The sequence below is a fragment of the Paraburkholderia sp. SSBN10T genome, assembly GCF_056619545.1.
Genome location: NZ_JBWQQI010000004.1, coordinates 23,547 through 44,086, shown reverse-complemented (window position 1 = coordinate 44,086; position 20,540 = coordinate 23,547). Strand labels below are relative to the sequence as shown.

The following is a 20,540-nucleotide window of genomic DNA, read 5'->3' as shown; positions in this document are numbered from 1 at the left end:
GGTGCGCTGCCGCGCGCAAACCGGCGCCCGTGACCGGATTGACTCAGATCAATCTCGACTGTGAGCGGACAGCTACATTCCTCTACGGAAGTGCTTGCTGCTGCGCACCATCGTAAGTCATGTGCCGTAGAACCCGAGGAACCCGAAATGGACACCCGCTTCAAGCCGGCCACCGCTGAAAATCCCCCACCTCCGAACGGGCCCACGGTATTTGCGGCCACCGAATCCTTTCGTGCGCTCGATCATGCGAAAGAAGCGATGACCGCGCGCATGACGGGAGGCCTGTCGCCCGCATCGTTGCGAGCAGCGCTTTCCGACTGGCTCATTCATCTCGCGGCGGCGCCCGGCAAGCAACTGGAACTTGCCTCGCTCGGCGCCCGGAATGTGCAGCGCATCGCCGAATACATGATTCGGACCGCGCTCGGCTGGTACGCCCAACCCTTGGCGCAACCCGCTGCAGGCGACAGCCGGTTTGGCGCCGAACCATGGCAAACCGAACCTTACCGGTTCTGGCAACAGGCCTTTCTGTTGACCGAGCAATGGTGGAATCTCGCGACCCACGACGTGCCGGGCGCCACTCGCCATCATGAGGACGTGGTGTCGTTCAGCGCCCGCCAGTTGCTCGACATGGCCGCGCCGACGAATTTCCCGTTCACCAATCCCGAGGTCTCGCAGCGCGCCGCTGCCACGCTCGGCATGAGCCTCCTCGACGGAATGCGCAACGCGCTCGAAGACGCGGCCCGACAGGCAAGCGGCCAGCCGCCGGCAGGACTCGAGCGCTTCAAGGTCGGCGTCAATCTCGCCGCCACGCCCGGCAAGGTCGTGTTCCGCAATCACCTGATCGAACTCATCCAGTACACGCCCACCACCAGCAAGGTGCTGGCCGAACCGGTGCTGATCGTGCCCGCGTGGATCATGAAGTACTACATCCTCGACCTCTCGCCGCACAATTCGCTGATTCGCTATCTGGTCGAACAGGGGCACACGGTGTTCTGCATCTCGTGGCGCAACGTCGATGCCGAAGATCGCGACCTGAGCCTCGAGGATTACCGGGAGCTGGGCGTGATGGCGGCGCTCGACGCCGTCTCGAACATCGTCCCGGACCGCAAGATTCATGCGACCGGCTATTGCCTTGGCGGCACGTTGCTGTCGATTGCCGCGGCTGCCATGGCGGGTTCGGCGGACGACCGGCTGGCGTCGGTCACGCTATTTGCCGCACAAACGGACTTCACCGAGCCCGGCGAACTGCAGCTTTTCATCGACGACAGCGAGGTCTATTTCCTCGAAAGCATGATGTGGTCGCAGGGCTACCTTTCCGCCGATCAGATGTCGGGGACATTCCAGCTACTACAGTCGAACGACCTCGTCTGGTCGCGTATCGTCCACGACTATCTACTGGGCGAGCGCGCGCCGATGATCGACCTGATGGCCTGGAACGCCGATAGCACGCGCATGCCCTACCGGATGCATTCCGAGTACCTGCGCCGCCTGTTCCTGAACAACGAGCTGGCGTCCGGCCGCTATGAGGTCGACGGCCGTCCGGTATCGATCCTCAACATTCGCGCGCCGCTGTTCGTGGTGGCGACGGAACGCGACCATATTGCGCCGTGGCACTCGGTCTACAAGATCCATCACCTGTCCGATACCGAGATCACGTTCGCTCTCACGAGCGGCGGTCACAACGCCGGAATCGTCAGCGAGCCCGGGCACGCACACCGCCATTTCCGTATCTATCGAACCGGGCATGACGATCTGCGCGTGAGTCCTGACGAATGGCTCGCTGCCAGTGCATCGCAGGAAGGTTCATGGTGGCCCGTGTGGAGCGGCTGGCTCGAGGCTCATTCAAGCCCGAAGCGCATCGTGCCGCCCGTGGCAGCGTCCGGCCAACAGCAGGATGCGCTCGGCGATGCGCCCGGCAGCTACGTCTTCCAGCACTAAGGGGCTCACATGGACGAGATCCTGTTGCGCAATCGAACCTTCGACCAGCTCGAGATCGGCGAATCCGCTTCGCTCGTCAGGCTTGCCGAGCAGAACGACATCGACCTGTTTGCCGCGATGTCGGGCGACGTCAATCCGGCCCATACGGACGCCGCCTTTGCAGCGGGCGATCTGTTCGGGCACGTGGTCGTGCAGGGTATGTGGACGGCCAGCCTGATTTCGGCCGTGCTCGGCACGAAACTGCCGGGTCCCGGCACCATCTATCTCGACCAGGACCTGAAGTTCCAGCGTCCCGTCGTGCCGGGCGACGTCATCACCACCACGCTAACCGTGAAAGAGAAACGCGCCGAGAAGCACATCGTCCTGCTCGATACGCGTTGCGTGAACCAGAAGGGGCAAGTGGTGCTGCTCGGCACCGCTACCGTGATCGCCCCGGATACGCCGGTCGTCTGGCAGCAGACGGTCCGTCCGGATATCGCAGTGCGCCGGCACGACCGCTACGCGGCGTTCATTCGCGACGCGCGCTCGAGTCCCGCGCTACGCACCGCGATCGTGCATCCCTGTTCGGTGGATTCCATCAGGGCCGCCATCGAGGCGCGTGACGAAGGCTTGCTCGATCCGCTGCTGATCGGGCCGGAGGCCAGGATTCGCGCCGCGGCCGAGGCCGCCCACGTCAGCCTCGAAGGTGTCGCGATCGAAGCTGTCGAGCATAGCCATGCCGCCGCTGCCCGCGCGGTCGAACTGGGCGCCGCCCGCAAGGTGGACGCGTTGATGAAGGGCAGCCTGCACACTGACGAACTGCTTTCCGCGGTGGTTGCGTCCTCCTCGAATCTGCGGACCGGACGAAGGATCAGCCATGTCTACGCGATGGACGTACCGGCCTATTCGAAGCCGCTGATCGTCACCGATGCGGCCGTCAACATTGCGCCGTCGCTGGAGCAGAAACGCGATATCTGCCAGAACGCGATCGATCTTTTGCATGTGCTGGGCGTCGCCCTGCCGCGTGTCGCCGTGCTGGCCGCCGAGGAAACGGTCAACCCAGCAATGCCGACCACGCTCGACGCCGCCGCGCTCACCGTGATGGCCGCGCGCGGACAGATTACCGGGGCCGTCGTCGACGGGCCGCTCGCCTTCGACAATGCGATCAGTCTCGCCGCGGCGCAAATCAAGGACATTACCTCGCCGGTGGCCGGTCAGACGGACATCCTGCTGGTTCCCGATCTCGAAGCCGGCAACATGCTCGCCAAGCAATTGATGTATTTCGCCGGCGCCGACGCCGCAGGCCTCGTACTCGGCGCGCGCATTCCGATCATCCTGACCAGCCGCGCCGACAGCCTGCGCGTGCGCCTCGCCTCCGCCGCGCTCGCCAAGCTGGCGGCGGCGCATCATCCACGAGGGCTTGTCCGACCATGAGCATCCCACTGCTGCTTACGTTCAACCCCGGTTCGTCGACGATCAAGATCGGGCTGTTCAGCGTCGCCGCCGGCGCAGCCACGAGAATCGGCCAGGGCATGATCGATTTCCGGCATCAGCCGCTGCGGCTCCACCTCGCCAATGGCGGCAAGACCAGCGAGGTGCCGCTGAAAGCGGCTGTCACGGAAGATCTGCACGACGTGCTCGACGAAACTCTGGGATGGTTCGCCGCGCACTTCCCGCTCGACGATCTCGTGTCGGTCGGCCATCGTGTCGTGCACGGAGGCGACCGCTTTGCCGGACCCGTTGCGATCGACGGCGACACGCTCGCCGCCATCGCCGAACTCGTGCCGCTTGCGCCGTTGCACCAGCCGCAGAGCGTGCGCCTGATCCGCGCGATCCGGCATCTGCGGCCGCACCTCGTTCAGTCGGCATCGTTCGATACCGCTTTTCACCGTACCCAGACGGATCTCGTGCGCCGCTTTGCGATCCCGCGCGAACTGTTCGACAAGGGCGTGAAGCGCTACGGTTTTCACGGTCTGTCCTACAAGTTCATCATCGGCCAGCTCGCCCGGCAGCTCCCGCCACTCGCCGGCGGCAAGGTCGTCGCGGCGCACCTGGGCAGCGGCGCGAGCCTGTGCGCCTTCGAGGCCGGCAAGAGTTGCGACACGAGCATGGGCTTCTCGACGCTCGACGGCATTCCGATGGCGACCCGCTGCGGCGCGCTCGACGCCGGTGTCGTGCTGCACCTGCTTGAACAGCAGGGGCTTGGGATCAAAGAGGTCGAGAAAGTCCTGTACGAGAAGTCCGGCCTGCTCGGGGTCTCGGGTATCAGTGCCGATAGCCGCGAGCTGCAGGCCAGCGACCGGCCCGAGGCCGCCGAAGCGCTGGCGCTCTTCACGTTCAGGACTGCCGGCGAAATTGCGCGGCTTGCGACGACCCTCGGCGGTCTGGACAGTCTCGTGTTCACGGCAGGGATCGGCGAACACCAGCCGGCAACACGCCGTGCCATTTGCGAGCGGCTCGCCTGGCTAGGCGTCGAACTCGATCCCCAGTCGAACGACGGCAATGCGCACGTGATCAGCAGCGCCCGCAGCCGGGTCACCGTGCTGGTCCTGCCGACCGACGAAGAGCAGATCATCGCCGACGAGACGGTCTCCGTACTCCATCACGAGGATGCAAAGTCATGAATCCGATCATCGATCTGGCCGGCAAGCGCGGCCTCATCGTGGGCATTGCCAACGAGCACAGCATCGCCACGGGCTGCGCCAGCCTGTTTCGCGCGGCCGGCGCGGAGCTGGCGGTCACGTACCTGAACGACAAGGCAGAGCCGTTTGTCCGCCCGGTCGCGCAGGCGCTCGAGTCGCGCATCGTTTTGCCCTGTGACGTCCGCATTCCCGGTCAGCTCGAAGCGGTATTCGAGCGGATCGCGAAAGACTGGGGGCGGCTCGACTTCGTGCTCCATTCGGTTGCTTTCGCACCCGCCGGCGATCTGCACGCCAGTTTGCACGACTGCTCGGCCGAAGGCTTCGCGCTCGCGATGGATGTCTCCTGCCACTCGTTCATCAGGATGGCGAAACTCGCGCTGCCGCTCATGACGGACGGCGGCAGCCTGATGACGGTGAGCTTTTACGGCGCCGAGCGCGCGGTCGAGCACTACAACGTCATGGGTCCCGTGAAGGCGGCGCTGGAGTCGAGCGTGCGCTATCTCGCCGCCGACCTGGCGGTCCGCCGTATCCATGTTCACGCCATCTCCGCCGGCGCCGTCAGGACACGTGCCGCGACCGGCATCGACCACTTCGACGCCTTGCTCGACGACGTTCGTGCGCACACGCCGGCGCAGCATCTCGTCACGATCGAAGAAATCGGCCGGATCGCTGCCGTCCTCGCCAGCGACGCCGGCATGACCCTGACGGGTTCGACGATCTATGCAGATGCGGGCTTTCATGTGATGGCGTGACGATGATGGACGAATTCGCCACTGCCCCCTCCCTGGATCGAGGAGACCGCGTACCGGCTCCCTTGCCGGCGCAGGCGCCTCGCGGACGCGTCGTCGCCGTCCGGGGCGCCGTGGTCGATGTGGCTTTCGAGGACGCGGCGTTACCGCTCATCGAGGAGTCGCTCGCGATCGTCGCCGATCAGGGTCCACCGATCGTTGCCGAGGTACAGGCGCATCTGGACGAACACACGGTCCGCGCGCTCGCGCTGCAGTCCACCAACGGCTTGCGGCGCGGCGCCCCGGTTCAGGCCTCCGGCGGTCCGATTCAGGTGCCGGTGGGCGAGGCAATGCTCGGCCGCCTGATCGATGTCACCGGGACGCCGGGCGACCGCGGCGCTTCGTTGCCCGCAGACGTGCCGCTCCGGCCAATCCATCGCCCCGCACCGCCGCTTTCGTCGCAAGGCGCCGCGAGCGGTATCTTTGCGACCGGCATCAAGGTCATCGATCTGCTTACGCCGCTCGCGCAGGGCGGCAAGGCCGCGATGTTCGGCGGCGCCGGCGTCGGCAAGACCGTGCTGGTGATGGAGCTCATCCATGCAATGGTCGAGCGCTACCAGGGGATCTCGGTCTTCGCGGGCGTCGGCGAACGCTCGCGGGAAGGCCATGAAATGCTGCTCGACATGCGCAGTTCCGGCGTGTTGCCGCGCACCGTGCTGGTGTATGGCCAGATGAACGAACCGCCCGGTGCGCGCTGGCGGGTGCCGCTCACCGCGCTCACCGTGGCGGAGTACTTCCGCGATGAACGCCATCAGAATGTCCTGCTGTTGATGGATAACGTCTTTCGCTTTGTCCAGGCGGGTGCTGAGGTGTCCGGACTGCTTGGCCGTCTGCCGTCGCGAGTCGGCTACCAGCCGACTCTCGCGAGCGAGGTGGCCGCGTTGCAGGAACGCATCGTCTCGGTCGGCGACGTCTCGGTGACCGCGATCGAAGCGGTCTACGTGCCGGCCGACGACTTCACCGATCCCGCGGTCACCACCATCGCCGCGCATGTGGACAGCATGGTCGTGCTGTCACGCTCGATGGCAGCCGAGGGCATGTACCCAGCGATCGATCCGATCGCCTCCTCGTCGATCCTGCTCGACCCGCTCGTGGTCGGCGCCGCGCATGCCGCAGTCGCGACCGAAGTACGGCGGACCATCGAGCATTATCGTGAATTGCAGGACGTCATTTCGCTGCTGGGCGTGGAAGAGCTCGGCGCGGACGACCGGCGCATCGTCGGCCGCGCGCGCCGTCTGCAGCGCTTTTTGACCCAGCCGTTTGCCGTGACGGAAGCGTTCACGGGAGTACCGGGACGCTCCGTCACGGTGGCCGATACGCTAGCCGGCTGCAAGGCGATTCTGGCCGGCGAGTGCGACACGTGGCAGGAAAGCTCGCTCTACATGGTCGGTACGCTCGACGAGGCGCGCGCACGGGAACAGGCTTCGCGCGGCGCCGCGCCGGCCGCCGACGGTCGGGCGCCGCAGAATCGGAGTGCCACGCCATGAGCGGGCCGCTCCATCTGACGGTCGCCACACCCGAGCGCGTTCTCGTCGACAGTCCGCAGGTTGTGGCAGTGCGCGCCGAAGACGAAAGCGGCAGCTTCGGCATCCTCCCCGGACACGCGGACTTCCTGACTGTGCTGACGCCGTGTGTGCTGCGCTGGCATGGCGCGGATCACGTGCAGCATTTCTGCGCCGTCGAAGAAGGCGTATTGAGGGTCTCGGGCGGAAACAGCGTGACGATTGCCTGCCGCGACGGCGTGCCCGGCGACACGCTCGAGACACTCGAAGCGCAGGTCCGGGCCGCCCGCGCGCGGCGCCTCGATGTGCTGCGCCAGGCGCGCGTCGAGCAGACCCGTCTGCATGCGCAAGCGGTTCGTCAACTGCTGCGTTATCTGCGTCCGGGCAATGCGCCCGCCGAAGCGGGTCTCGACGGCCGCGGAGATGGGGAGAACGTCTCATGAGCCGCGCGCCCGGCAACCCAGATGATCCGAAGCCTGTCGATAAGCCGAGCGCTGACGCTGCCGGCGCGAGCGAGGAGTCGGCCGACCGCGTCTTAGCCGACCGCGTCGAACATGCCGCCCTGCAAGCCGCGCGGCGCAAACGCGCGGGCGAGGAAGAGCCCGAACCGTCGCTCGGCGCCCGCCTCGGCCAGATCGGCATTCTCGGCTGGACGATCGTGGTGCCGACCCTGCTGGGACTCGCGCTCGGTCATTGGCTGGACCGTTATTTCGGCACCCGTGTGTTCTTTTCCGCGCCACTGCTGATGATCGGCGCGGGCGTCGGCCTATGGTCGGCGTGGAAATGGATGCATCGGCAAACCCCGAGGAAATGATCATGATCGCCCACTCCCTGCTAACCGTTAAGGTCGCTCAGGCCGCGCTCGGCCTGTTCGTCGGCATGCTGGCAGGACTCGTCCATTTCACGACGTTGCGCTGGAACGTGCGCTTGCTGACCACAGGGTCAGCCGGCAAGGCAATTGCGCTGCAACTCGTGCGCCTCGCTGCCTTGGCCGTCATCTTCCTCGTGCTGGCCCGCACCGGTCCGTGGGCACTCCTGTGCGGCGCCGGCGCTTTGTTGCTGGCCAGGCATGCCGTCATACGCCTGAACGGGAGCACGGCATGATGCGCTCTCCGCTTGCCACTGAACCGCTCTTTCACCTCGGCCCCGTGCCGGTCTCGGCGCCCGTCGTCACGACGTGGGTAATCATGGCGCTGCTATGGGCGGCCTCCGTGCTGATCACGCGCCGCCTGGCGCAGACACCATCGAAAGCGCAAACGGTACTGGAGCTGCTGGTCGGCACGATCGACAGCCAGATCCGCGACACCATGCAGACCGAACCCGGCGCTTATCGCGCGCTGGTCGGTACGCTCTTCCTTTTCATCCTGACCAGCAACTGGTCGTCGCTGCTACCCGGCGTCGAACCGCCCACGGCGCACGTCGAAACCGACGCCGCACTCGCGCTGATCGTGTTCTGCGCGACGATTTTCTTTGGCGTCCGCACCCGGGGGCTGCGCAGCTATCTCGCGACGTTCGCCGAGCCCACGTGGGTCATGATCCCGCTCAACGTGGTGGAGCAGATCACGCGTACTTTTTCGCTGGTGGTGCGTCTGTTCGGCAACGTGATGAGCGGCGTGTTCGTCGTCAGTATCGTGCTGTCGCTCGCGGGCCTGCTCGTGCCCATTCCGCTCATGGCGCTCGATCTGCTGACCGGTGCAGTGCAGGCCTACATCTTCACCGTTCTGGCGATGGTCTTCATTGGCGCCGCACTCGCCGAAGCTTCACCCACCTCCTCGGACAAACAACAAGGCACCTCATCATGAACAATCTCATCCAGGTCGTCAGCATTCTTGCAGCGGCGCTCGCGGTATCGTTCGGTGCGATTGGACCGGCGCTCGGCGAAGGCCGCGCCGTCGCCGCCGCCATGGACGCGCTCGCGCGCCAGCCCGAGTCGGCCGGCACGATCTCGCGCACGCTGTTCGTCGGCCTGGCGATGATCGAGACGATGGCCATCTACTGCCTCGTGATTGCACTGCTGGTGCTGTTCGCCAATCCGTTCATCAAGTGAGCCTGAGGCTGCCATGCATATCGACTGGTGGACGCTCGGGCTGCAGACAGTCAATGCGCTGGTGCTTGTCTGGCTGCTGGCGCGCTTCCTGTTCAAGCCGGTGGCCAACATGGTCGCCGAGCGTCAGCAGGCTGCCGCCGCGCTGATCAACGATGCGGCTGCGGCCAAAGCCGCCGCCGTCGACGAGCAGAAGCAAGCCGCCGCCGAGCTTGCACGGCTCGCCCAGCAGCGCGCCCATCTGCTCGACGCGGCGAATACCGAGGCCGCCGCGCTGAAGGCCTCGCTCGAACAGGCGGCGCACGCCGACGCGGACCGTCTGCGCGGCGCGGCTCAGGCCGAGATCGACGCCATGCGCCGCGACGCGGCCCAGGCTGACGCCGACCGGGCCTCACGCTTCGCACTCGACATCACGGCGAGACTGCTCGAGCGCTTGCCGCAGGAAGCGCGGGTGGCGGGCTTCATCGACGGACTGGCCGGAGAACTGGCCAAGCTGCCGGCCGACACCCGGACGCAACTGGCCGCCAACGGCGGCGCGCTGCGGCTTATCGCCCCGCGCGCCTTGCAGGCGGATGAACTGTCTGCCTGCCGCAGCGCATTGGCCCGCGTGCTGGGGCACGAGCCGCCCCTGCAGGTGACGGTCGATGCAACGGTGCTGGCCGGGCTCGAACTGGAAGCACCGCATGCGATCGTGCGTAACAGCTTCCGCAACGATCTGGCTCACCTCAAAACGGAACTGCTCGACCATGACAGCACCCGTAGCTGACTCCGCCGACGACGCCTGGCTCGCCCGCAGCCGCGCCACGCTGGCCCGTACCCGGCTAGCTCCGCACGCGGAGACGGTGGGACGCGTCGAACACGTGGCTGACGGCATCGCCCTGATCTCCGGTTTGCCGGACGTTCGACTGAACGAACTGCTGCGTTTCGAAGGGGGCAGGCTCGGGTTTGCGCTCACGCTCGATGCCGATGCGATTGGCGCCGTGCTGCTTGACGACGGCGACGCCATCGTTGCAGGGAGCCGCGTCGCCGGTACCGGCCAGGTGGTGGAAGTGCCGGTGGGAACGGGCCTGCTCGGCCGGGTCGTCGATCCGCTCGGCCGGCCTCTCGACCGCGACGAGGTCGTGCCGGCAGACACGCATATGCCGATCGAGCGTCCCGCTCCCGCGATCATCGAGCGCGATCTCGTCGCGCAGCCGGTCGCAACCGGCATTCTGCTGATCGATGCGCTGTTCGCCATCGGACGTGGGCAGCGCGAGCTGATCATCGGCGACCGGGCGACAGGCAAGACCTCGATTGCCCTCGACACCATCGTCAATCAGAAGGATTCCGATGTGATCTGCGTCTATGTCGCCATCGGTCAACGAGCCACGGCAGTTCAGCGCGCCATCGACGCCGTGCGGCGTCACGGTGCACCCGAGCGGTGCGTCTTCGTGGTCGCCTCCGCGGCGGCCTCGCCCGGTCTGCAATGGATCGCGCCGTTTGCCGGCGTCACGATCGCCGAATACTTCCGCGACCGGGGCCAGCATGCTCTCGTCGTGATCGACGATCTGACCAAACATGCCGCCACTCACCGCGAGCTGGCACTGCTCACCCGCGAGCCACCCGGCCGCGAAGCCTATCCCGGCGACATCTTCTATGTGCATGCGCGCTTGCTGGAACGCGCGGCGAAGCTGTCGGGCGAGCTGGGCGGCGGTTCGCTCACCGCACTGCCGATTGCGGAGACCGATGCCGGCAATCTGTCCGCCTATATCCCCACCAATCTGATCTCGATCACGGACGGGCAGATCGTGCTCGATTCGGGCCTGTTCGCCGCGAACCAGCGCCCCGCGGTGGATGTGGGTTTAAGCGTGAGCCGGGTCGGCGGCAAGGCACAGCTTGCCGCGCTGCGTAAGGTCTCGGGCCGTCTGCGTCTCGAGTATTCGCAGTTTCTGGAACTCGAGATGTTTACCCGCTTCGGCGGTCTCACCGATGCCCGGGTCAAGGCGCAGGTGACGCGCGGCGAGCGCATCCGCGCGCTGATTACGCAGCCGCGCTTTGCGCCGTTACGTCCGGTGGACGAGATCGCCCTGTTGGCCGCACTGGCCGATGGAATCTTCGATGCACAACCGATCGAATGCATTGCGGCGGTACGCGAGCGGCTCGCCGCGCATCTGGACACGCATCTGGGTCCACAGGGCGGCGCGACCGTCGCCGCTGCCCTCGATGCCACGGGCTCGCTCGATGCCGCGACGCAGGCCGCGCTCGTGGCGGCCGTGCGCGAACTCGCGCAGCAGCTTGCCGTGCCGCCGGCGAGCGAGAGGACTTCGCCATGAGCAACCGGCTCAGCGAGGTGGAAGCACGCATTTCGACTGTGCATGAGCTGGAGTCTGTCGTCAGCGCCATGCGCGGCATTGCGGCGGCGCGCTCGCGGGAAGCCCGCAGCCGGCTGGACGGGATTCGCGTGTGCGCCGAGATGATCGGCGCGGCCATCGGCGATGCGCTGAGGCTCGATGAACGCGGCGCCCAGCCGGCGCCCGCCGAGGCCGGCGCCGGTACGCACGTGGTCGTCGTGCTGTGCGCCGAGCAGGGCTTCGTCGGTACGTTCAACGAGCACATGATCGAGGCGGCAGCACAGGTGCCGCGCACGGGCGCGATGGATTACTTTGTGATCGGCGACCGCGGCGCCGTCGTCGCGCAGGAGCACGGCCTGGCTATCGGCTGGTCCGCGCCGATGGTCGCCCATCCCGATGAGGTAGCTGCGCTCGCCGACCACATCACCGAAGCCTTGTACGAACGACTGGAAGCCGGCCGCGCCACGCGCGTCACGGTGTTGCATGCCGTGCCGCAACTCGCCACGGCTATCCAGATCGTTCAGAAGTCCTTGCTGCCATTCGACTTCGCACAGTTTCACGTGTCGAAGCGGCGGATCGCGCCGCTCGTCACGCTCCCCCCGCAAAGGTTATTGGCGAGGCTGGCCGAAGAGTACGTCTTCGCGCAATTGTGCGAGGCGATCATGCTGTCGTTCGCGGCGGAAAACGAGGCACGCATGCGTGCAATGATCGCCGCGCACGCCAACGTTCACGACAAGCTCGACCAGTTGATCGGCGACTCGCGGCGCCTGCGCCAGGAAGAAATCACCGCCGAAATTGTCGAGCTTTCTTCCGGGAGCCTCGCCTCCAACGGCGCCGCTCGCAAACCACGCTAACCGACCAGCAGCGAGTTCTCGCTCCGCAGCAAGATCCCGTAGCTGCGGGAACGCCCCGCGGCGAAGTTTGAATTCCAGGCCGACCGGGACACGCTTGACCTGCATCAACCGCGCGGCCTGCACGGCTCATAGACTGCAGAGCATGCATTTCGCGTTTACTCATCCTTTCAGGAGCCACCGCGATGACTTACAAAAGCATTGTCGTTCACCTCGACACGAGCGAACGCGCTCATCCGCGCCTCGAACTCGCGCTGCGCATGGCGAAGCAATTCGGCGCACACCTGACAGGCGTGTTTTCGGTGTTCACGCCGGAACCGCAAGCGTTCTATGTCATGGCTGGTTCGGCCGAGTACTACCACGACCAGCAGAGCTTGCGCAACGAGCGCCGCGCCGCGCTCGAGCGCCTGTTCCACGCCGAACTGAGTCGCGCCCAGGTGTCCGGCGAGTGGCTCGCCACTGACGAAGACGCGAACTTCGCTGTGCCGCGCCTCGCGCGCTGCGCCGACCTGATCGTGGCGAGTCAGGACAATCCGGACGATCCGGAGGCCTTCATTGCCGACCACTTTCTGGAAAACCTCGTCATGTCCAGCGGCCGCCCGGTGCTGGTGTTGCCCTACGCCGGCAGCTTTCCTGCGCCCGGCAGCCACGTGATGGTGGCATGGGACGGCAGCCGCGAAGCGGCGCGTGCCGTTCACGACGCCTTGCCGTTCATGCAGCACGCGAAGAGGACGACCGTCGTCACGGTGAACAGCGCACACGCCGAAGCAGCCGGTAACCGCACTCCCGGCTCGGACATCGCCGCGGTCATCGCGCGACACGGCATCCATGTCGAGGTGACGGATATCGTCACGGCGAGCGGGGATTCGACTGGCGACACGTTGCTGTCGCAAGCCGCCGACCTTGGGGCCGATCTGCTGGTGATGGGCGCGTATGGGCATGCGCGCTGGCAGGAACTGGTGATGGGCGGTGCAACCCGGACGGTGTTGCGCTCGATGACCATGCCGGTCCTGATGTCGCACTAGCGGGTGCGGGAAACCAGATGTCGTGCCGTACTGGCACGATACATGCCGGTACGGCACAATATGAGATGGATCAGGCATGGCGACGCTTCGCATGCCATGCTGACCGGGGGTCGAGGCCCTCCAACCTGCACCGCCCTTGTATTGTCGGGAGCGATATGTCCACGCTCAGGCGAGGCGCACTTGGCCGTACACGGTAAGGCGCCCAGCACCTCTATGCCATCTCCACGCACGCGGCTTGCCAGGCTAGTCCGGCAACCCGCGCTTATCGCCATAGCCGTATTCGCGGTGGTGCTGGCCGTCACCCTCGGGGCATGGCGGGTGATGCACGACCAGACGCTGCACGCCGGCACGACCGTCGTGACTGCCGGCATCGCCGCCGCGGTGTTGCTCGCAGGCATCGCGTTCGCCATGGCCCGCGAGCGTACCGGCACCTCCGGCGAGGCCCGCCACGCGCACACGCAGTCGACACTGAACGAAGCACGCATGATGGGCATCATCCGCTCGTCGATGGAAGCGATCATCACGATCGACGAGACCCAGCGGATTGTCATTTTCAACCCGATGGCGGAGCAGCTATTCGGCTGTTCGGCGATGGAGGCTGTCGGCACATCGCTGTCCCGTTTCATCCCGGAACGGTTTCGCGCTGCCCATAGCCATCACGTGGAGCAGTTCGGCGTAACCGGTGTTTCGGACCGCCAGATGGGCAAGCAGCGCGTGCTCCACGGTCTGCGGGCGAACGGCGAGGAATTCCCGATCGAAGCCTCGATCTCGCAGATCCGCGACGGCACCGGCAAGCTGTACACGGTCATGCTGCGCGACGTCACCGAGCGCGTCAAAGCGGATAACGCGCAGAGGAAATCACGCGAGGAATTGCGCGAACTGTCGGCCAACCTGCAGAACGTGCGTGAAGAAGAGAAAACCCGCATTGCACGCGAACTGCACGACGACCTCGGCCAGCAGCTTACCGCGCTGAAGATGGATCTGTCGTCGGTGGAGCAGGCGCTCGACGCCGGCTCCGCGCCGGCGACGCAACTGGTCGAACAGTTGCGCGGCATGCGCCGGCTCATCGATGCGACGGTCGCCTCGGTACGCCGCATTGCGGCCGATCTGCGCCCGGTGATGCTCGACGACCTTGGCTTGATCCCAGCGATCGAATGGCTCGCCAACGATTTCACGAATCGCTATGGCATCGAAGTCGAATGCCGGTTGGAGGTCGGCAACATGGAATTCACCCGTAACGGCGCGACGACGCTATTCCGGATCGTTCAGGAAGCGCTGACCAATGTCGCAAGGCATGCGGAAGCAACCCGCGTCAGACTGGCGATGCGCGTCGCCGATCAGCAATGCGAGCTACGCATTGCCGATAACGGCCAGGGTGCGCAGCAACGCGACGCACGGACTGACAAATCGTTTGGCCTGCTTGGCATTCGGGAGCGCGCGTATATGCTGGGCGGAACTGTCGAGATCGACTCGGAACACGGCAAAGGTTTCGCGATTACCGTGACGCTGCCGCTGCAAGCAGTTCAACAGGAAGAGGCTCAAACATGATCCGGGTATTGATCGCTGACGATCACACGCTGGTGCGCGACGGATTGCGGCATATCCTGAGGGGCGCGAGCGGATTCGAGGTCGTTGGCGAAGCCAACGATGGGGCAAGTACGATCGCGCTGACCCGTTCGACCGATGCCAACGTACTGGTGCTCGACCTGTCGATGCCAGGCCGCAACGGCGTGGAGCTGATCAAGCAGATCAAGGACGAGAAGCCGGCCTTGCGCATTCTCGTGCTGACGATGCACGCCGAGCAGCAATATGCGGTCCGGGCGTTCAAGGCCGGAGCCTCAGGCTATCTGACGAAGGAAAGCGCGAGCGCCGAACTCGTTTCGGCAGTCACGAAAGTCGCCTCCGGTGGCGTCTACGTCAGCGTTTCGATGGCCGAGCGCTTCGCACTGAGCCTGAATGAGCCCGTCGACTCACTGCCCCATCAACGCCTGTCCGATCGGGAATTCGACGTCTTCCGGCGCATTGCGGCCGGTGAGACGATCACCGAAATCGCCCAGCAACTCTGCGTCAGCACCAAGACGATCAGCACCTATAAGACGCGCATTCTCGAGAAGATGCAGATGCCGCATGAAGCTGCGCTGGTGCGCTATGCGATGCGCCACAAGCTGTTCGGCGAAGACGACGAGATCTGACGCGCCGGGTTTTGGGCTCCGGCAAGGAAACCATCGTGTCCGGAAACGGAGCCACGCTGTTGATTTGCGCAAACCCGCCTCACGCCGCTAGGCGCCCATCTGACTTAAGCTTTCGAGTTGCTGCTCGGCTGCGTCGAAGGCCCCCTGCACCGCGGTATGCGCATCTTCGTTCAGGCAGTGTCTGACCGGGATCAGTTCGTTGGCGCGCGTAATCAGATCGAGGCGTGCGTCGTACATCAGATGCCCGGGTCTGTCATGCAACGCCTCAATGGCGAGATGACAGCCGGAAATGGTTTTCCAGAAGCGCTCCAGACGAACCAACTGCGCGCTTGCCTCGGCCTCGATCTGGCTTGTGCCAGCAAAACCGAGGTACACAATCTGCATGCCAATTCCCATCGGTCACCTCCACAGCAATACCGCGCTTCAAACGACGACACCGGTCTTGTCGGCGTCTGTGTGCCGCTTCAGTTAAAGGTGGTCCCAAATGGGCCGCTCGTGAATGATGTAGATCAAGTCGTGGGCAGCCGCCCGCCGATATGCGGGTTTATGCGGATGCGAGCCCGGATGCGTCTGTCCGTATGTGCTGGGTTTGATCCACGCTAATCGCAGTATTTAGTACATGTAGCGCAAGCCGCGCCAGACAAAGTATGACGACCACGACCGGCCGTGCGTATCCGCAGGAAAACACTGAGTAATATGCGTTAGCGCACATTCTGGCTTTTGATTCGAAAGCTTTAAATCCTAAGATTAGTCGCGCTATCGCCCGATGAGTACACCCGTTTGTCCAATCGCAGCGCACACGCTCGACCGAGCATGGTCGAATAGGCGGAAATGATGAACAAATTCGCGTTCTGCTTGATGTTCTTTCTGTTCGCCGTTGCTGACGCACATGCAATTGACTGGGGCTGTTACGCTCCTCAACCAGGACATCCGACGTTGACAGAAAAAGAACAGTTCGTCGATGCGGTGTCGGCGCTCGCAGTTGATGCCGAACGCAAATACGGCGTCCCGGCGGCAGCGATCGCGGCGATGTCGATCGTCGAGTCCGGATACGGATGGACCCGGACTGCGATTTACGCCCACAACCTGTTTGGCTGGAAATACTATTCTGCCGCGTCTGCTGGCGGCCGGAAGAGCTACACGCTCACATGTCAGCCGCCGAAAGACAAGAATAACCATTACGTCGTCTTTACCAACGCGGCGGACGCTGTCGATTTTGTCGCGGGCAAGCTCGCGACATTGCCGGCGTACAAGCACGACACCGAGACATACAAACTCGCGCGGGCCGCTGGGAAGGATGTCAACGAGAGCGTTCGCACGTGGCTCGTGGGGATTGCTAATCCATACAACTGGGACCCGGCGACATACGTGGAAGACGTGACGCGGATCATGAATAATCCTCTCTCGCCGTCGGATACAGTTTCTCCCGAACGGAACCTCTACCGACTATCTAACGGTAATGTGGGCGCTGCCGCTGCCGGGATTCAGTATGTGGCGGCGCCGACAGACGCCGGCGTGCTCGAAGCGACACGGGCGTTCTTCTCGTCCAAACTTATTGCCCGACAGTGCGACGCGCCCGTGAACAACTACCCTCGTTGGGAAGGCTTTCCTGTGCGTCGCTGCTATTACGCTGATAGCGGCGTTAAGGTCCAGACGTACATGCTCAATCCCACCGCTAATCAGCTAGCTGCCTGGACAGTCACGGCCTGCAAGGACGCCAGCGCCGCCGACATAGGGGGATGTGCCCGTGCTGTATCGCAGACCATCTGGTCAGCGTCTACAGGAGTATTCCCAGTGGCAGGTTTCATTCCCGAACCTGCATCTTCCGGTGGAGGAAAAGGCAATGCAATCAAGTGCTTTTTGTTCAGGGATGGCGTCACGATCACAACTGCCACGATCAAGGACGCACCATCGGCCGTCGGCTCCGGTTGTCCGGAGGCAGACAACGCTGGCCCTATCGTGCAGGCAAAAAGATTCGCGCGGGTCGCATCGACGACGCGGGCCGAATATGCAAGCGCAGGAGGTAACGAGCCGGTGGGGACCGACAAGGACGCGGACCCTCGGTGGACGGGAGTCATCCGCACGCTTTATCAGAGCGCGTGGACGTCCGATCGCAACGTGCTGATATCCGCAAAAGCAAAGGCGCTACGGCAGGCCAACACTTTTCACTGACAGCGACGAATAAGACACCTTACCGATCATCCGGAATTTCCATAACCGGCACACGCACCTGCGCCACGCGATTGATGACCGGCATCTGTACCCCACGCCACACGACGTAGGAGCCGAATGCCGCCCCCATCCATTGCAACGCAAGCAACGTGTCGCGCAACGGCACAAGCAGCAGGTCACGCCAGAATGTATGCGAGTAGCGAGCGCTGCGTGCATGCAAAAGGATGCGAGCAATGCAGCCCATACCGGTACCGATCGAAGCCGTGGTCGCCACAAAAGAATGCGTTGAAGCGGCATTCGTTTCGGTAAACGAGAACGTCAGCAGCGTGCCGGCCAATAACCACGGCGTCGAGAACGTGACGAACAGAAATGCGAAACCCAACGGATTCACCGAGCGGATCGTGCGCAGCCAGCGCACCTCACGCAGCCACAGGGCCGTGAAAGTCGGCTCGATCACATCGGTGGCGACCATCACCGACGACAGCACCGTGTTCAGGCCGAGCGAGCGCGCGTGTTCGGCCAGCCAGTAGTCGTCGGCTAGGCAGTCCTTGAGGGCCTCGAAGCCGCCGATGTCCTCGAGCGTCGTGCGCCGCAACGCCAGCGTCGCGCCGAAGCCGAAACGGCGCGAGCCGCCCGCATGCGCGACCCGCACCGAAGGCGCAAACCATTCGTTGATGAACATCGCCCCCACCCGCGGCCAGAAGCCGCCGACGCTCTGCGCACGGTACAGGCAGGTGACGACACCGGTGTCGGGGTCGGCGAGCGGCGCGGTGACCGTGTCCAGATAGTCCGGCTCGACGGCGATATCGCTATCGGCCAGCACGATGATGTCGTGACGCGCCCGCCGCGCCATGTTGATCAGATTGCTGACCTTGAGGTTACTGCCGTGCACGCGCGAATCGATCACCAGTTCGATATCGCAGTGCGGATAGGCCGCCTGCAGGCGACGCACCACGGCAATCGCCGGATCGACCGGAGACGACACGCCGAACAGCAACTGAAAGCATGGGTGCGCCTGCTCGCAGAACGTCACCAGATTCTCGTACAGACGCGGCTCGGTCCCGCACAGCGGCTTGAGCACGCTGACCGAGGTCCAGCCGCCGCGACGGATACTGATGCGCTTGCTGAAAAAAGGCATCGCAAAGGCAGCGGCCAACGAGTAGGACGTGGAAATCCAGCACAGAGCGAGCAAAAACCACTGCGATATAGAAACGGGATGTTCCATCATCGTCAACGATGTCTCGTTCTCCATACGAGTAGAATGGTCAAGAGTACTGCCAGCGTAAGTGTTGCGCTAGCGACAAGCGAGAATAGGTGCGCAGAAATATCGCCCATGTTGGTTCCCCACCACCTCACGGCCACGACTGCTATCCAGTAGCTTCCGATTCCCGCCCATGAATGTCGCACCCGTGCATAGAAAATGAGTGCGAGCATCACAGTCGCAATGACGGCGGAAGCAGGAACGCCGACATACACCGACCCGAAGGCATGCCCTATGCCATCCCCGATCACTGTGCCGAGGGCTCCCGCCGTCAGCATCGTGAACCAATAGACGCCGTCCACCGCGGGCATCGCCTCGCCTTCGTACCTGTTCCGGACCTGGCGACCGATCACGACCATTAGCATCAAGCCGACGAACAGCATGCTTGCAGCCTCCGGATAACCGAAGTGTGCCTTTCCCGCCATGGCATCCGCTATATCGGTCGCCGCCGCGCGTACAACGAGGATGCCCGCCCAGTAGAACAGCTCGCTGCCTCTCGTCAGCATTCGCTCCACAAGCATGACAAGGAAGTACGTGGAGGTTATCAGCAACAGACCAGCTACCGTCTGCAGCCGGAAAACATCTGGAATGAAATCACCCAGGTTGGTACCGCACATACTCGCGACCAGAATAGCCGTCCAGTATCGGGCATTCGCAATTGGCTTCACTTTTAACTGCATATCGCTATTCCGACTCCCTTCAGGAGAAGCAAACTTTTCGAAAATCAAATGAAAACGTCCGCAACACTTGCAGACGCAAAACACGCGCAGGAAGTCATGGCAACTCGCAACATGACACTGGAATCACTTGAACTGATAGAGATAGCCGATCTTGACTTCTGGAACGAAGCGCTTTCCGACGAGTGGACTATCCGTAATACCGCTGCCCAGATGCGTCACGTCGACGTCCAGCAAGACCCTCTGGTGTTCTGTAAATTTGTAGCCGACGCGCGTTCCCAGCGACATGTTCCAGCTTGCCGTTCCGGTGTACGCCGGGCGCCCTGGCCGCGCCTCGGATGAGCGCACGCCATAGTAGTAGTTCACGTACTTGCCGCTCAACCAGTCCACACCCAGATGCGGAGCGATCGAGAAATTCCCGACATCGAAAGACTTGCTGTAGTCGAGACTAGCCCGCTCGCCCTTGTTGCCGCCCAGCAGGTAATCCCCGGAAAGTGTGCCGAATGCCGTATTCCATGCCAGCGCCGGACCGTACCAGAACGCGCCGTTTCGATTCTCCATGCCATTCAGGATCGGAGCGTCGGACTGCTTGTATCCATCCCCCAGTGAGAACTTTCCGCGCAGCGCGACACTTACGCCGCTCCAGTTCCCGATCTTCACATCGACAGTAGTGCCAAGGATGTGTATCCATTTGTCATCGAAGGAAACCAGCGGAAGGGGTTCGACCTTCGAGCCATAACCCTTGTACGGCGACGCCCCAACACCGACGCCCGCACCGAGCCCCCAGTGCGTCACGTTCGTTGCATTGTTCAGGATCGTAAGACCGGAATTTTCCGCAACTGGTTGGTCGTCGCCAGCATCTTCAGCCCACGCAGGACCCGCGGACAAGGCAATTGATGCAACGGTCAAAAATAGCGGTTGAATGCGCAGACGAGCTTTTTTCATGATCGTTTCCATAAGGTCAGTGGACGAAACGGAACCGACTTTATGGGCGCTCGACTTACCTCTCACTTACTCGTCAAAAAAATGCGGAGATGAACCCCAAGGCGAAGCTCAATGTCGTACGCGATGCCGATGGCTTTGACGTGACTGGCGTATCGCAGGATGTTAGTGGTGCAATCCGCGCAAGATTTCCGCTG

Annotated in this window: 21 protein-coding genes; 17 read left to right on the top strand and 4 right to left on the bottom strand. The window is 63.7% G+C overall.

The window, feature by feature from the left end:
• Positions 1-147: 147 nt before the first annotated feature.
• The 16 genes from AC1ECK_RS07320 (at position 148) to AC1ECK_RS07245 (ending at position 15,291) form a co-directional block, all read left to right on the top strand.
• On the top strand, positions 148-1,938 hold the full coding sequence (locus AC1ECK_RS07320; protein WP_480317448.1) for a PHA/PHB synthase family protein: 1,791 nt from the start codon (positions 148-150) through the stop codon (positions 1,936-1,938).
• Between the two features lie 9 nt (positions 1,939-1,947).
• On the top strand, positions 1,948-3,351 hold the full coding sequence (locus AC1ECK_RS07315) for a bifunctional enoyl-CoA hydratase/phosphate acetyltransferase (protein WP_480317446.1): 1,404 nt from the start codon (positions 1,948-1,950) through the stop codon (positions 3,349-3,351).
• The gene (locus AC1ECK_RS07310; RefSeq protein WP_480317444.1) at positions 3,348-4,541 is read left to right on the top strand and encodes an acetate/propionate family kinase; all 1,194 of its coding nucleotides are present in this window, start codon (positions 3,348-3,350) and stop codon (positions 4,539-4,541) included. The genes AC1ECK_RS07315 and AC1ECK_RS07310 overlap by 4 nt, the downstream gene beginning before the upstream one ends.
• 8 nt (positions 4,542-4,549) lie before the next feature.
• On the top strand, positions 4,550-5,311 hold the full coding sequence (fabI, locus tag AC1ECK_RS07305) for an enoyl-ACP reductase FabI (RefSeq protein ID WP_480318114.1): 762 nt from the start codon (positions 4,550-4,552) through the stop codon (positions 5,309-5,311).
• A gap of 5 nt (positions 5,312-5,316) precedes the next feature.
• Positions 5,317-6,834, top strand: coding sequence for a F0F1 ATP synthase subunit beta (atpD, locus tag AC1ECK_RS07300; RefSeq protein WP_480318112.1), 1,518 nt, complete (start codon positions 5,317-5,319; stop codon positions 6,832-6,834).
• Positions 6,831-7,292 carry a F0F1 ATP synthase subunit epsilon gene (locus AC1ECK_RS07295; RefSeq protein WP_480317442.1) on the top strand — a complete coding sequence of 154 codons (462 nt, stop codon included), beginning with the start codon at positions 6,831-6,833 and terminating at the stop codon, positions 7,290-7,292. Before atpD ends, AC1ECK_RS07295 begins: the two co-directional genes overlap by 4 nt.
• Positions 7,289-7,663 (top strand): AtpZ/AtpI family protein, encoded by a 375-nt coding sequence (locus AC1ECK_RS07290; protein WP_480317440.1) that lies wholly within the window; start codon positions 7,289-7,291, stop codon positions 7,661-7,663. Before AC1ECK_RS07295 ends, AC1ECK_RS07290 begins: the two co-directional genes overlap by 4 nt.
• A gap of 2 nt (positions 7,664-7,665) precedes the next feature.
• Positions 7,666-7,953: an N-ATPase subunit AtpR gene (locus tag AC1ECK_RS07285; RefSeq protein ID WP_480317438.1), complete on the top strand. Its 288-nt coding sequence runs from the start codon at positions 7,666-7,668 to the stop codon at positions 7,951-7,953.
• Positions 7,950-8,651: a F0F1 ATP synthase subunit A gene (locus AC1ECK_RS07280; RefSeq protein ID WP_480317436.1), complete on the top strand. Its 702-nt coding sequence runs from the start codon at positions 7,950-7,952 to the stop codon at positions 8,649-8,651. The genes AC1ECK_RS07285 and AC1ECK_RS07280 overlap by 4 nt, the downstream gene beginning before the upstream one ends.
• A complete protein-coding gene (locus AC1ECK_RS07275) occupies positions 8,648-8,896 on the top strand; it encodes a F0F1 ATP synthase subunit C (protein WP_046564982.1) in 249 nt (82 codons plus the stop codon). Before AC1ECK_RS07280 ends, AC1ECK_RS07275 begins: the two co-directional genes overlap by 4 nt.
• A gap of 13 nt (positions 8,897-8,909) precedes the next feature.
• Positions 8,910-9,659, top strand: coding sequence for a F0F1 ATP synthase subunit B family protein (locus AC1ECK_RS07270; RefSeq protein ID WP_480317434.1), 750 nt, complete (start codon positions 8,910-8,912; stop codon positions 9,657-9,659).
• Entirely contained in the window at positions 9,640-11,205 is a 1,566-nt protein-coding gene (locus tag AC1ECK_RS07265; RefSeq protein ID WP_480317432.1) for a F0F1 ATP synthase subunit alpha, read from the top strand. Before AC1ECK_RS07270 ends, AC1ECK_RS07265 begins: the two co-directional genes overlap by 20 nt.
• Complete coding sequence (locus AC1ECK_RS07260) at positions 11,202-12,077, top strand: F0F1 ATP synthase subunit gamma (RefSeq protein ID WP_480317430.1); 876 nt, start codon at positions 11,202-11,204, stop codon at positions 12,075-12,077. Before AC1ECK_RS07265 ends, AC1ECK_RS07260 begins: the two co-directional genes overlap by 4 nt.
• Before the next feature lie 182 nt (positions 12,078-12,259).
• The gene (locus AC1ECK_RS07255) at positions 12,260-13,099 is read left to right on the top strand and encodes a universal stress protein (protein WP_480317428.1); all 840 of its coding nucleotides are present in this window, start codon (positions 12,260-12,262) and stop codon (positions 13,097-13,099) included.
• 213 nt (positions 13,100-13,312) lie between these two features.
• Positions 13,313-14,647, top strand: a complete 1,335-nt coding sequence (locus AC1ECK_RS07250) for a PAS domain-containing sensor histidine kinase (RefSeq protein ID WP_480317426.1) — start codon at positions 13,313-13,315, stop codon at positions 14,645-14,647.
• Positions 14,644-15,291 (top strand): response regulator, encoded by a 648-nt coding sequence (locus AC1ECK_RS07245; RefSeq protein ID WP_480317424.1) that lies wholly within the window; start codon positions 14,644-14,646, stop codon positions 15,289-15,291. Before AC1ECK_RS07250 ends, AC1ECK_RS07245 begins: the two co-directional genes overlap by 4 nt.
• An 87-nt stretch (positions 15,292-15,378) precedes the next feature.
• On the opposite strand, the gene AC1ECK_RS07240 is transcribed toward AC1ECK_RS07245, so the two are convergent.
• Positions 15,379-15,687 carry a hypothetical protein gene (locus AC1ECK_RS07240; protein WP_480317422.1) on the bottom strand — a complete coding sequence of 103 codons (309 nt, stop codon included), beginning with the start codon at positions 15,685-15,687 and terminating at the stop codon, positions 15,379-15,381.
• 435 nt (positions 15,688-16,122) lie between these two features.
• On the opposite strand from AC1ECK_RS07240, the gene AC1ECK_RS07235 reads away from it, so the two are divergent.
• The gene (locus AC1ECK_RS07235; RefSeq protein WP_480317420.1) at positions 16,123-17,463 is read left to right on the top strand and encodes a glucosaminidase domain-containing protein; all 1,341 of its coding nucleotides are present in this window, start codon (positions 16,123-16,125) and stop codon (positions 17,461-17,463) included.
• 19 nt (positions 17,464-17,482) lie between these two features.
• On the opposite strand, the gene hpnI is transcribed toward AC1ECK_RS07235, so the two are convergent.
• From hpnI to AC1ECK_RS07220, 3 genes are all read right to left on the bottom strand, one after another.
• The gene (gene hpnI, locus AC1ECK_RS07230) at positions 17,483-18,691 is read right to left on the bottom strand and encodes a bacteriohopanetetrol glucosamine biosynthesis glycosyltransferase HpnI (RefSeq protein WP_480317418.1); all 1,209 of its coding nucleotides are present in this window, start codon (positions 18,689-18,691) and stop codon (positions 17,483-17,485) included.
• 2 nt (positions 18,692-18,693) lie between these two features.
• Complete coding sequence (locus AC1ECK_RS07225) at positions 18,694-19,404, bottom strand: COG4705 family protein (RefSeq protein WP_480317416.1); 711 nt, start codon at positions 19,402-19,404, stop codon at positions 18,694-18,696.
• Between the two features lie 123 nt (positions 19,405-19,527).
• The gene (locus AC1ECK_RS07220; protein ID WP_480317414.1) at positions 19,528-20,346 is read right to left on the bottom strand and encodes a MipA/OmpV family protein; all 819 of its coding nucleotides are present in this window, start codon (positions 20,344-20,346) and stop codon (positions 19,528-19,530) included.
• Positions 20,347-20,540: the final 194 nt, after the last annotated feature.